The organism is Janthinobacterium sp. GW823-FHT06H09 (assembly GCF_058794735.1).
In genome coordinates, this window is record NZ_JBXAHC010000022.1 from 52,365 (window position 1) to 65,087 (window position 12,723).

The following is a 12,723-nucleotide window of genomic DNA, read 5'->3' on the forward strand; positions in this document are numbered from 1 at the left end:
AACGGCACCCGAAGGTGCCGTTCTTGTCAGCTAGCAGCGCAGATTACGCTTCGTCGCCGTGGTGTTGCTGGGTCTCGATGTCCTGCAGCGCTTCGGCAGCTTCGCCAGCCATCGAGGCTTTCTCGGCCAGCAGCAGTGCTTGACGCTCTTCCACTTCCCACGCTTCTTTCTCTTTGCGTGCGCGGTGGAAGGCCAGGCCCGTACCGCCAGGAATCAGACGGCCGACGATGACGTTCTCTTTCAGGCCGCGCAGACCATCGCGCTTGCCCATGATCGCCGCTTCGGTCAGCACGCGGGTGGTTTCCTGGAACGATGCGGCCGAGATGAACGAATCGGTCGACAGCGATGCCTTGGTAATACCCAACAAGACGTTTTCGTAGGTCGCTGGAATCTTGTTCTCAATGGCCATGCGATCGTTCTCGTCCAGCAGTTCCGAACGCTCTACCTGCTCGCCAACGATGTAGTTGGTGTCGCCGGCATTGACGATCTGTACGCGGCGCAGCATCTGACGCACGATCACTTCGATGTGCTTGTCATTGATCTTCACGCCCTGCAGACGGTACACGTCCTGCACTTCGTCAACGATGTAACGTGCCAGCGCTTCGATACCCAGCAGGCGCAGGATGTCTTGCGGATCGGCCGGGCCGTCCACGATCATCTCGCCCTTGTTCACGACTTGGCCGTCATGCACCAGCACTTGCTTGTCCTTGGTGATCAAGAACTCATGCTTGTTGCCGTCCATGTCCGTGATTTCCAGACGCTGCTTGCCCTTGGTTTCTTTACCGAACGCAACCGTACCCGTGACTTCCGCCAGCATACCGGCGTCTTTCGGCGAGCGCGCTTCGAACAGTTCCGCAACGCGTGGCAGACCACCGGTAATATCGCGCGTTTTTTGCGATTCGGTAGGAATACGTGCCAGCACTTCACCCACCGATACCTGTTGACCGTCCTTGACCATGATCAGCGCGCCGACCTGGAAGCCGATCGCCACCGAGTGTTCGGTGCCGGCGATCTTGACTTCTTCGTTCGCGTCGTTGATCAGCTTGACTTGCGGACGCAGGGTCTTGGTCAGCGAACCGCGGCGTTTCGCATCGATCGCCACCAGGGTGGACAGACCGGTCACTTCGTCGACCTGACGGGCGACGGTGACGCCTTCTTCGACGTTCTCGAAACGCACTTGACCAGCGTATTCGGTAATGATCGGACGGGTCAGCGGATCCCACGTTGCCAGGGCCGTACCGGCCTTGATGACCATGCCGTCCTTGACGATCAGGGTCGCACCGTACGGTACTTTATGACGCTCACGCTCACGGCCGTGGTCGTCGGTAATCAGCACTTCGCCGGAACGGGAAATGACGATTTGCGCGCCCTTGCCGTTCGTCACGTAACGCATGGTTGCCGTGAAGCGGATGGTACCGTTCGACTTGGCTTCCACCGACGATGCCACTGCCGCACGCGATGCCGCACCACCAATGTGGAACGTACGCATGGTCAGCTGGGTACCAGGTTCACCAATCGACTGCGCTGCCACCACACCGACGGCTTCGCCGGCGTTGACCAGCATACCGCGGCCCAGATCGCGGCCATAGCACTTGGCGCACAGGCCGAAGCGCGTGTCGCAAGTCAGTGGCGTGCGGACCTTGACTTCATCGATGGACAGACGCTCGATCTCTTCGACCATGTCTTCATCCATCAGGGTGCCGGCTTCGTACAGCGTTTCCTGGGTTTCAGGATTGACGACGTCATGCACCACCACGCGGCCGAGGATACGGTCACGCAACGGTTCGATGACTTCACCACCTTCGACCAGTGCCTTCATGACGGCGCCGTTCATGGTGCCGCAATCGTCCTCGATCACCACCAAGTCTTGCGTCACGTCCACCAGACGACGCGTCAGGTAACCGGAGTTCGCCGTTTTCAGCGCCGTATCGGCCAGACCTTTACGTGCACCGTGGGTCGAAATGAAGTACTGCAAAACGTTCAGACCTTCGCGGAAGTTCGCGGTAATCGGCGTTTCGATAATCGAGCCATCCGGTTTGGCCATCAGACCACGCATACCGGCCAACTGGCGAATCTGGGCTGCGGAACCGCGCGCGCCGGAGTCGGCCATCATGTAAATGGCGTTGAACGATTCTTGCGTCGACTTGGTGCCGTCGCGGCGGATCACGTCTTCGACTTTGAGCTGGTCCATCATGGCCTTGCCGACTTCATCCGAGGTTTTGCCCCAGATATCGACGACCTTGTTGTAACGCTCGCCGGCGGTCACGAGACCCGAGGCGTATTGCTGTTCGATCTGCTTGACTTCCGATTCGGCCGTCGCGATCAAAGTGACTTTTTGCGGCGGTACCAGCATGTCGTCGACGCAGATCGAGATACCGGCGCGTGTCGCCAGGCGGAAACCCGATTGCATCAGTTTGTCTGCGAACACCACGGTGGCGCGCAGGCCGCACTTGCGGAACGACGTGTTGATCAGCTTGGAAATTTCTTTCTTTTTCAGCGCGCGGTTCAGGACGGAGAACGGCAGGCCTTTCGGCAGAATTTCCGACAGGATCGCACGGCCGATCGTCGTTTCGTAGCGGGTAACCGTTTTCTCGAATTCGCCCGTTTCGGCGTTTTTCGGGTATTCGGTAATACGCACGGTGACGCGGGTCGTCAGTTCGACTTCCTTGTTGTCGTAGGCGCGGATCACTTCCGACACGTCAGGGAACATCATCCCTTCGTTCTTCGCATTGATCGCTTCGCGGGTCGCGTAGTACAGACCCAGCACGATATCCTGCGACGGCACGATCGATGGTTCGCCGTTCGATGGGAACAGGATGTTGTTCGATGCCAGCATCAGGGTGCGTGCTTCCATCTGCGCTTCGATCGACAGAGGAACGTGGACCGCCATTTGGTCACCGTCAAAGTCGGCGTTGAATGCGGCGCAGACGAGCGGGTGCAGCTGGATGGCCTTGCCTTCAATCAGGACTGGCTCGAACGCCTGGATACCCAGACGGTGCAAGGTCGGTGCGCGGTTCAACATGATCGGATGTTCCCGGATCACGTCTTCCAGGATGTCCCATACGACCGGTTCCTGGATCTCGACCAGCTTTTTAGCGGCCTTGATCGTGGTCGCCAGACCCATCAGTTCCAGTTTATTGAAAATGAATGGCTTGAACAGTTCCAGTGCCATCAGTTTCGGCAAGCCGCACTGATGCAGTTTCAATTGCGGGCCCACGACGATGACCGAACGACCGGAGTAATCGACGCGTTTGCCCAGCAAGTTTTGACGGAAACGGCCGCCCTTGCCCTTGATCATCTCGGCCAAGGACTTCAACGGACGCTTGTTGGCGCCGGTCATCGCTTTGCCGCGACGGCCGTTGTCCAGCAGCGAATCGACCGCTTCTTGCAGCATGCGCTTTTCGTTGCGCGTGATGATCTCTGGAGCGCGCAGCTCCATCAGGCGTTTCAGGCGGTTGTTACGGTTGATGACGCGGCGATACAGATCGTTCAGATCCGAGGTCGCGAAACGGCCACCGTCCAGCGGTACCAGCGGACGCAATTCCGGCGGCAGCACTGGCAGCACTTCCATGATCATCCAGTCAGGCTTGATGCCCGAACGTTGGAACGCTTCCAGCACTTTCAGGCGCTTCGCGTATTTCTTGATCTTGGCTTCGGATTTCGATTCCTTCAGTTCCACGCGCAGGGTTTCGGCATCGCGGTGGATGTCGATCGAGCGCAGCAGTTCACGGATACCTTCGGCGCCCATGAAGGCGGTGAAGTCGTCGCCGTACTCTTCGTACTTGGCGGCGTAGTCGTCTTCCGACATGATCTGGCACTTCTTCAGCGGGGTCATGCCTGGATCGGTCACGACGTATGCTTCAAAGTACAGCACGCGTTCGATGTCCCGCAGGGTCATGTCCAGGACCATGCCCAGACGCGACGGCAGCGACTTCAGGAACCAGATGTGCGCGGTCGGCGAGGCCAGCTCGATGTGGCCCATGCGCTCGCGGCGCACTTTGGCCAAGGTGACTTCGACGCCGCACTTTTCGCAGATCACGCCGCGGTGTTTCAGGCGCTTGTACTTGCCGCACAGGCATTCGTAATCCTTGATCGGGCCAAAGATCTTGGCGCAGAACAGGCCGTCGCGCTCAGGCTTGAAGGTACGGTAGTTGATGGTTTCCGGCTTCTTGACTTCGCCGTAGGACCACGAACGGATTTTCTCAGGCGAAGCGAGACCGATCTTGATTGCATCGAAGGTCTCGTTGGTCTGTACTTGCTTGAATAGATCGAGCAGTGCTTTCATGTATCACTCCAGAGGTGATTAAATTTCTATATTCCTGAGACTACATTGCCCGGCGTGGTTTCCCAGCCGGGCTTTGTGTTTCCCAAACCAAATGACAGGGTGCTGTCGTTTAGTTGCGTTCGAGGTCGATATCGATACCCAGCGAACGGATTTCCTTGACCAGCACGTTGAACGATTCCGGCATGCCGGCGTCGATCACGTGGTCGCCCTTGACGAGGTTCTCGTACACTTTGGTACGGCCATTCACGTCATCGGACTTGACGGTCAACATCTCTTGCAAGACATACGACGCGCCATACGCTTCCAGTGCCCAGACTTCCATCTCACCGAAACGCTGACCACCGAACTGGGCTTTACCACCCAGCGGCTGTTGCGTGACCAGCGAGTAAGGACCGGTCGAACGCGCATGCATCTTGTCATCGACCAAGTGATGCAGTTTCAGCATGTGCATGACGCCGACAGTGACCTTGCGCTCGAACGCTTCACCGGTGCGACCGTCATACATGGTCACCTGGTTTTTCGAAGCGGTCATGCCCAGGTTCTTGGCGATGTCGTCCGGATACGCCAGGTCCAGCATGCGGCGGATCTCTTCTTCATTGGCGCCGTCGAACACTGGCGTGGCGAATGGAACACCTTTTTTCAGGTTTTCCGCCAGCTTCATGATCTCTTCGTCGTCGAAGTCGTTCAGATCTTCCGCGCGGCCGTTGTCGTTGTAGATCGTCGTCAGGTACTTGCGCACTTGCTCGACCTTGGTTTGCGCCTTCAGCATTTCGCCGATGCGGATACCCAGACCCTTGGCAGCCCAGCCCAAGTGCGTCTCGAGAATCTGACCAACGTTCATCCGCGAAGGAACGCCCAGCGGGTTCAGCACAACGTCGGCTGGCGTGCCGTCGGCCATGTATGGCATGTCTTCCACAGGAACAATACGGGAAACCACACCCTTGTTACCGTGGCGACCTGCCATCTTGTCGCCCGACTGCAGGCGGCGTTTCACGGCCAGGTAGACCTTGACCATTTTTTGCACGCCTGGTTGCAGCTCATCGCCTTGCGTCAGTTTCTTGCGCTTCTCTTCGAAGGCCAGATCGAACTGGTGACGCTTCTCGTTGATCGATTCCTTGATCGCTTCCAGCGCTACCGCGGCATCGTCGTCCGCAGGGCGGATGTCGAACCAGTGGTATTTGTCCAGATCGGCCAGGTATTCCTTGGTGATCTTGGCGCCTTTGGCCAGCTTTTTCGGGCCGCCGTTGACAACTTTGCCGATCAGCATTTTTTCCAGACGCTGGAAGGCATCGCCTTCCACGATACGCATCTGGTCGTTCAAGTCCAGACGGAAACGTTTCAGTTCGTCATCGATAATTTGCTGGGCACGCTTGTCGCGCACAATGCCTTCACGGGTGAAGACTTGCACGTCGATCACGGTACCGATCATGCCCGAAGGCACGCGCAGCGACGTATCTTTTACGTCCGAGGCTTTTTCGCCGAAGATCGCGCGCAGCAGCTTCTCTTCCGGAGTCAGCTGGGTTTCGCCTTTTGGCGTCACTTTACCAACCAGGGTGTCGCCCGCTTGGACTTCCGCGCCGATGTAGACGATACCGGACTCATCCAGACGTGCCAGCTGATTTTCAGCCAGGTTCGAGATGTCGCGCGTAATTTCTTCCGCGCCCAGTTTCGTGTCACGGGCCACCACCGACAACTCTTCGATGTGAATCGAGGTGTAGCGGTCGTCCTTGACGACGTTTTCCGAGATCAGGATCGAATCTTCGAAGTTCAGACCATTCCATGGCATGAAGGCCACGGTCATGTTCTGGCCCAGCGCCAATTCACCCAGGTCGGTCGATGCGCCGTCGGCGATCACGTCGCGCTTGGCAACACGGTCGCCCACTTGCACGATAGGACGCTGGTTGATGTTGGTGTTCTGGTTCGAACGGGTGTACTTGATCAGGTTGTAGATGTCGACGCCCACTTCACCAGCTTGCGCTTCGTCATCATTGACGCGAATCACGACACGGCCCGCATCAATGTAATCGACGATACCGCCACGCAGCGCTTGCACGGTGGTGCCCGAGTCGACCGCAACGGTGCGTTCGATACCGGTACCGACCAGCGCTTTTTCCGGACGCAAGCAAGGCACGGCCTGGCGTTGCATGTTGGCGCCCATCAATGCACGGTTTGCATCATCGTGTTCGAGGAACGGAATCAGCGAGGCAGCGACGGAAACGATCTGGCCTGGCGCCACGTCCATGTACTGGATGCGCTCCGGGGAGACCAGGATGGTTTCGCCGGCTTCACGGGCCGAGACCAGTTCATCGGACAACATGCCGGCGTCGTTGATGGTCGCATTCGCCTGAGCGATGATGTAGCGGCCTTCTTCGATGGCGGACAGGTAGTCGATCTGATCGGTAATCTTGGAGCCTTCGACCTTGCGGTACGGGGTTTCCAGGAAGCCGTATTCATTCAGGCGGGCGTACAGAGCCAGCGAGTTGATCAGACCAATGTTCGGACCTTCCGGTGTCTCGATCGGGCAGACGCGGCCGTAGTGGGTCGGATGCACGTCGCGCACTTCAAAGCCGGCGCGTTCGCGTGTCAGACCGCCGGGTCCCAGAGCCGATACGCGGCGCTTGTGGGTAATTTCCGACAGAGGATTGGTTTGGTCCATAAACTGCGACAGCTGGGACGAACCGAAGAACTCGCGAATCGCAGCCGAAATCGGCTTCGAGTTGATCAGGTCGTGCGGCATCAGGTTGTCCGCTTCGGCTTGGCCGAGGCGTTCCTTGACGGCGCGCTCAACACGCACCAGGCCGGCGCGGAATTGATTCTCGGCCAGTTCGCCCACGCAACGTACGCGACGGTTACCCAGGTGATCGATATCGTCGACTTCGCCGCGGCCATTGCGCAGTTCCACCAGGATCTTGATCACGGCCAGCACGTCTTCGTTCGACAGGGTCATGGCGCCGGTCAGTTCATCGCGGCCAATGCGGCGGTTGAACTTCATGCGGCCCACGGCCGACAGGTCGTAGCGGTCCGAGTTGTAGAACAGGCCATTGAACAGCGCTTCAACGGAATCTTCCGTTGGCGGCTCGCCTGGACGCATCATGCGGTAGATCGCCACTTTCGCAGCCATCTGATCGGCGGTGTCGTCGATACGCAGGGTTTGCGAGATGTAGGCGCCCTGGTCCAGGTCGTTCGTGTACAAGGTCTGGATTTCGGAAATGTTGGCATCGCGCAGGCGGCCCAACAGATCTTCGGTCAGCTCATCGTTCGCGGAAGCGACGACTTCACCGGTGTCGCCATCGACGATGTTCTTCGCCAATACGCGGCCCAGCAGGTAGTCTTCCGGTACGGAAATGTGCTTGATGCCGGCAGCTTCGATATCACGCACGTGTTTCGCGTTGATACGCTTGTCTTTCAGCACCAGGGTCTTGCCCGACTTGTCGACGATGTCGAAACGCGCCACTTCGCCGCGCAGACGCTCGGAGACGAATTCCATTTCCGCGCCTTCGGAGCGCAGGTTGAAATTGTCGAAGACGAAGAAGTTCGCCAGGATTTGCTCGTGCGACATGCCGATGGCTTTGAGCAGGATCGTTACTGGCATCTTGCGGCGGCGGTCGACGCGGAAGAACAGGATGTCTTTCGGGTCGAACTCGAAGTCCAGCCACGAACCGCGGTAAGGAATGATACGCGCGGAGAACAGCAGCTTGCCGGACGAGTGGGTCTTGCCGCGGTCGTGCTCGAAGAACACGCCAGGCGAACGGTGCAGCTGGGAAACGATCACCCGCTCCGTGCCGTTGATCACGAACGAACCGGTGGTCGTCATGAGCGGCAATTCGCCCATGTAGACTTCCTGTTCCTTCATCTCTTTGACGACGGGCTTGGTTGGCGATTCCTTGTCCAGGATCACCAGGCGCACTTTCGCGCGCAGCGGCGACGCGAACGTCAGGCCACGTTGTTGACATTCTTTGACGTCAAAGGCAGGATCGCCCAAAACGTACGACAAGAATTCGAGACGCGCAAAACCATTGTGCGACACGATAGGAAAAATCGAGGTGAAAGCCGACTGCAGGCCATCATTCTTGCGGCCGGACGGTGCTATGTCCTCTTGCAAGAAGCTATGATAAGACTCGAGCTGGGTCGCCAGCAGGAACGGAACGTGGTGAACGTTGGCGCGCTTCGCGAATGATTTGCGAATGCGTTTCTTCTCAGTAAATGAGTAGTGCATGGACACTCCGTGAGTGACAGAAAGGATAGAAAATTCAGGTTTTGCAAGTGTTCGTTTGCACCGCTGCGTGTGACACAGACGAAACCTCAAGGCTCTGCTTTCCGGCTTGAATCGAATAAAAACTGCTGCTACAACTACATGACAAATACGATGCAGACGACAAAGGAGCCAAAGTCGGATTTCCCCCCTTGCGAGGGGAAACCTCAGACTTTGACTCGGGCGCTAACTGCCGCCGGTACAGATATTACTTCATCGAAGCGGTTGCGCCGGCTTCAACCAGTTTCTTCACTGCAGCTTCAGCGTCAGCTTTCGACACTGCTTCTTTCACAGTTTTTGGTGCGCCATCGACCAGGTCTTTAGCTTCTTTCAAGCCCAGGCCGGTGATTTCGCGAACTGCTTTAATGACGCCAACTTTGTTTGCGCCGAAGGTGTCCAGCACAACGTTGAACTCGGTTTGCTCTTCAGCAGCTGCTGCTGGGCCTGCTGCAGGACCGGCCGAAGCCATTGCTGCTGCGGACACGCCGAATTTTTCTTCGAATGCTTTAACCAGGTCGTTCAGGTCCATTACGGACATGGCGCTAACTGCTTCCAGGATATCGTCTTTGCTAATTGCCATTTTGAAACTCCTAAATTTATTACGTTAGTTACATCAGATTGGTACTGAGAGAAAAAAGCGCGCGCAATTAAGCGGCTGCTGGGGCTTCTTCTGCTGCTGCTTCTGCAGGAGCTTCGGCGCCTTCGCCTTTTTTCGCTGCCAGGGCAGCCAGACCACGTGCAAAGCCCGAAACCGGAGCCAGCATAACGCCCAACAACTGCGAAATGAGGACTTCACGGCTAGGAATGCTCGCCAACGCGGTGACAGCAGCTGTATCCAGCGGCTTGCCTGCGTAGTTACCTGCTTTGATGACCAGTTTGTCGTTGGTTTTAGCGAAGTCAGCGATGACTTTAGCTGCTGCAACGGCATCGGCCGAGATCGAGTAGATCAACGGGCCGGTCATGGCATCTGCCAGGCTGGCGAATGCGGTACCTTCAACGGAGCGACGAGCCAGAGTGTTTTTCAACACACGCAGGTACACGCCTTGGGCACGCGCTTTAGCACGCAGTTGCGTCAAGTGACCAACCTGGATGCCACGATATTCGGCCACGACGATCGTTTGCGCATTTGCTACTTGTGCGGAAACTTCGGCGACGACGGCCTTTTTGTCATTCAGATTGAGACTCACGGTCAACCTCCTTAAATGATGTTCAGCGATCACAACCGAGTGGTTGAGCGCCTTGCATCGGTTCGAACACGGCGTCCGAAGTCAAGAAGTACTAAACTGAGCGGATGGATTCACGCAGCATGAGGACTACAAAACTTGTTCGGGTACACCATCTGCGTTGGGCACTTGCCGTTGCCGGCAAGCCTATTAACCTTCTGCATGTGCAATCGCAGTCGGCCCAACGGTCTTTGATTGTCTGCCTGCCTGATGTGAACACCAGGCAGACAGCCCAAAGATGCGCCCGCAGCGCCCGAAGGCGCTACAGGACTTGATTCTGTTACTTAAGCTGCCAGGCTAGCCTGGTCAACACGGACGCCAGCGCCCATGGTCGACGACAGCGAAACTTTGCGCAGGTACACGCCTTTGCTCGATGCTGGCTTGGCTTTGTTCAGTGCGTCGATCAGTGCGACCAGATTCGACTTCAGATCTGCGTCAGCGAACGATTTACGGCCGATGGTAGCGTGGATGATACCGGATTTGTCGGTACGGTACTGAACTTGACCGGCTTTCGCGTTTTTCACGGCGGTAGCGACGTCAGGAGTAACAGTGCCAACTTTCGGGTTAGGCATCATGCCGCGTGGGCCCAGGATCTGACCCAGGGTACCAACGATACGCATGGTATCTGGCGAAGCGATGACGATGTCGAAAGGCATGTCGCCGGCTTTGATCTGCTCAGCCAGGTCTTCCATACCAACGATGTCGGCGCCAGCTGCTTTAGCAGCTTCCGCTTTTTCGCCCGACGCGAAGACTGCCACGCGTACGGTTTTGCCGGTACCAGCTGGCAGCACGACGGAGCCGCGCACCACTTGGTCGGATTTCTTAGGATCAACACCCAGTTGTACCGATACGTCGATCGATTCATTGAACTTGGCCGTTGCGCACTCTTTGATCAGAGCGACAGCGTTGTCGAAAGCGTACACTTTGGTACGGTCGACTTTGGCTTTCAAAGCCTTGATACGTTTGGATAACTTAGCCATTATACAACACCTTCCACCGTGATACCAATCGAACGAGCGGAACCAGCGATGGTGCGTACAGCAGCATCCATGTCGGCAGCGGTCAGATCAGGGGTTTTCAATTTAGCGATTTCTTCAGCTTGTGCGCGGGTCAGCGTACCGACTTTGTCGGTATGTGGCTTCGGCGAACCTTTGGTGATCGCAGCAGCTTTTTTGATCAGGTAGGTTGCTGGAGGCGTCTTCATCACGAAGGTGAAGGACTTGTCAGCGAACGCGGTGATCACGACTGGGATCGGCATGCCTGGTTCCATACCTTGGGTCTGCGCGTTGAACGCTTTGCAGAATTCCATGATGTTCAGACCGCGTTGACCCAGAGCTGGACCGATTGGTGGGGATGGGTTTGCTTTACCAGCTGGCACTTGCAGCTTGATAAAACCAATGATTTTCTTTGCCATGATGGCTCCTATCTTGGATTGAGTAGTAGCGCCCCGCCGATCCTACCCTGGCGGGGCTCCTCTGACCGGATTTTGCTGTTACTACCGCAACGCTCCTGGTGGCGCTTTCAAACCTACTGCGCGGCGCGATTTGCGGCTTCCGATGCTCACTGTGCATTTGCACAGCTCCGCTTCTCAGCCACAACCCACATCCGCTCGCTACGGTTTTGTGAACCGCCTTAAACTTTTTCGACCTGGCCGAATTCGAGCTCTACCGGGGTAGCGCGGCCGAAGATGGTGACCGAGACGCGCACTTTGGATTTCTCGTAATTGACTTCTTCGACATTGCCGTTGAAATCGGTGAACGGACCATCCTTGATGCGTACCTGCTCGCCCACCTCGTACAAGGTTTTCGGACGGGGCTTTTCAACGCCTTCCTGCATCTGCTTCATGATGCCGTCGATTTCGCGCGCGGAGATCGGCGTCGGCTTGTTCGACTTGCCACCAATGAAACCGGTAACCTTGCTGGTGTTCTTGACCAAGTGCCAGCTCTCGTCCGTCATTTCCATTTCAACCAGCACATAGCCAGGATAGAAACGACGTTCGGTGACGGACTTCACGCCATTCTTGACTTCGACAACTTCTTCGATCGGCACCAGGATCTGGCCGAACTGGTCTTGCATGCCCGCGCGCTCGATGCGCTCGGTCAGTGCGCGCATGACGCTTTTTTCCATGCCGGAATAAGCATGCACGACATACCAGCGCTTGCTGCTCACTGGCACGCTCAGCGCTGCACCAGTATCCGCTGCCGGAGCGTCGCCCGGAACGGACTCTTCCGCCGCTTCATCATGCACATTTTCGCTCATTATTTTTTCCAACCCAGAATTACGTCATACAACAAAAACTCGAGCAATTTATCCGTGCCCCACAGGAAAATCGCCATGACCAGCACAAAGGCAAACACGATCGCGGTAATCTGCGTGGCTTCTTTGCGGGTAGGCCAAACGACTTTCTTGGTTTCGCGCACAGCTTCTTTGGCGAAATTGAGAAATTCACGGCCGGTCGTCGAGACATACAAGAGCGCAACAGCAATAACCAAACCAGCCACAAGCGCGCTTGCACGCACCAGAGCTGGTTGGCCTGCCAGGTAATAAAACCCGACTACTCCTGCAATCGCAGCCACTATTGCCAGCGCGACTTTTATCTTGTCACTCGACGTGCTAACGGTTTGCACGGATTGATTTGACATTTTTCTACTTTCGGTGCCCTGCACCTTGACGGTGGCAGGGACGGAGGGCATCGAACCCCCAACCTTCGGTTTTGGAGACCGACGCTCTGCCAATTGAGCTACGTCCCTACGTAAAACTTTCGAGGAGTGCTATTCTACCACCCAGGACGCCCCGGGTGGAAGCATAACATTTCCTTATGCGATGATTTTTGCAACCACGCCGGCGCCGACGGTACGGCCGCCTTCGCGGATAGCGAAGCGCAGGCCTTCTTCCATCGCGATCGGGTTGATCAGCTTGACGGTGATCGACACGTTATCGCCTGGCATGACCATTTCTTTGTC

9 protein-coding genes and 1 tRNA gene are annotated in these 12,723 nt (G+C 56.8%); all 10 read right to left on the bottom strand.

What is annotated here, in order from left to right; genetic code table 11:
* Nucleotides 1-43: 43 nt before the first annotated feature.
* On the bottom strand, nt 44-4,285 hold the full coding sequence (gene rpoC / locus AC1Q6X_RS25955; protein ID WP_492498838.1) for a DNA-directed RNA polymerase subunit beta': 4,242 nt from the start codon (nt 4,283-4,285) through the stop codon (nt 44-46).
* Nucleotides 4,286-4,394: 109 nt separating this feature from the next.
* Nucleotides 4,395-8,501 (bottom strand): DNA-directed RNA polymerase subunit beta, encoded by a 4,107-nt coding sequence (gene rpoB, locus AC1Q6X_RS25960; RefSeq protein ID WP_070223392.1) that lies wholly within the window; start codon nt 8,499-8,501, stop codon nt 4,395-4,397.
* 244 nt (nt 8,502-8,745) lie between these two features.
* Nucleotides 8,746-9,117 (bottom strand): 50S ribosomal protein L7/L12, encoded by a 372-nt coding sequence (rplL, locus tag AC1Q6X_RS25965; RefSeq protein ID WP_070223390.1) that lies wholly within the window; start codon nt 9,115-9,117, stop codon nt 8,746-8,748.
* A 67-nt stretch (nt 9,118-9,184) separates the two neighbouring features.
* The gene (rplJ, locus tag AC1Q6X_RS25970; RefSeq protein WP_034753621.1) at nt 9,185-9,724 is read right to left on the bottom strand and encodes a 50S ribosomal protein L10; all 540 of its coding nucleotides are present in this window, start codon (nt 9,722-9,724) and stop codon (nt 9,185-9,187) included.
* Nucleotides 9,725-10,044: 320 nt separating this feature from the next.
* The gene (rplA, locus tag AC1Q6X_RS25975; protein ID WP_034753134.1) at nt 10,045-10,740 is read right to left on the bottom strand and encodes a 50S ribosomal protein L1; all 696 of its coding nucleotides are present in this window, start codon (nt 10,738-10,740) and stop codon (nt 10,045-10,047) included.
* Nucleotides 10,740-11,174, bottom strand: coding sequence for a 50S ribosomal protein L11 (gene rplK, locus AC1Q6X_RS25980; protein WP_034783246.1), 435 nt, complete (start codon nt 11,172-11,174; stop codon nt 10,740-10,742). The genes rplA and rplK overlap by 1 nt, the downstream gene beginning before the upstream one ends.
* Nucleotides 11,175-11,392: 218 nt before the next feature.
* Nucleotides 11,393-12,019, bottom strand: a complete 627-nt coding sequence (nusG, locus tag AC1Q6X_RS25985; RefSeq protein ID WP_070223388.1) for a transcription termination/antitermination protein NusG — start codon at nt 12,017-12,019, stop codon at nt 11,393-11,395.
* The gene (secE, locus tag AC1Q6X_RS25990) at nt 12,019-12,402 is read right to left on the bottom strand and encodes a preprotein translocase subunit SecE (protein WP_010394308.1); all 384 of its coding nucleotides are present in this window, start codon (nt 12,400-12,402) and stop codon (nt 12,019-12,021) included. The genes nusG and secE overlap by 1 nt, the downstream gene beginning before the upstream one ends.
* A 32-nt stretch (nt 12,403-12,434) precedes the next feature.
* Nucleotides 12,435-12,510 (bottom strand) — tRNA-Trp (locus AC1Q6X_RS25995).
* A 66-nt stretch (nt 12,511-12,576) separates the two neighbouring features.
* On the bottom strand, nt 12,577-12,723 hold a 147-nt coding region (locus AC1Q6X_RS26000; protein WP_019923558.1), incomplete at its 5' end, for an EF-Tu C-terminal domain-related protein.

Bases quoted from the DNA above. Each gene is read 5' to 3' on its own strand.
- rpoC (WP_492498838.1), bottom strand. From the start codon at position 4,285: ATGAAAGCACTGCTCGATCTATTCAAGCAAGTACAGACCAACGAGACC.
- rpoB (WP_070223392.1), bottom strand. From the start codon at position 8,501: ATGCACTACTCATTTACTGAGAAGAAACGCATTCGCAAATCATTCGCG.
- rplL (WP_070223390.1), bottom strand. From the start codon at position 9,117: ATGGCAATTAGCAAAGACGATATCCTGGAAGCAGTTAGCGCCATGTCC.
- rplA (WP_034753134.1), bottom strand. From the start codon at position 10,740: ATGGCTAAGTTATCCAAACGTATCAAGGCTTTGAAAGCCAAAGTCGAC.
- rplK (WP_034783246.1), bottom strand. From the start codon at position 11,174: ATGGCAAAGAAAATCATTGGTTTTATCAAGCTGCAAGTGCCAGCTGGT.
- nusG (WP_070223388.1), bottom strand. From the start codon at position 12,019: ATGAGCGAAAATGTGCATGATGAAGCGGCGGAAGAGTCCGTTCCGGGC.
- secE (WP_010394308.1), bottom strand. From the start codon at position 12,402: ATGTCAAATCAATCCGTGCAAACCGTTAGCACGTCGAGTGACAAGATA.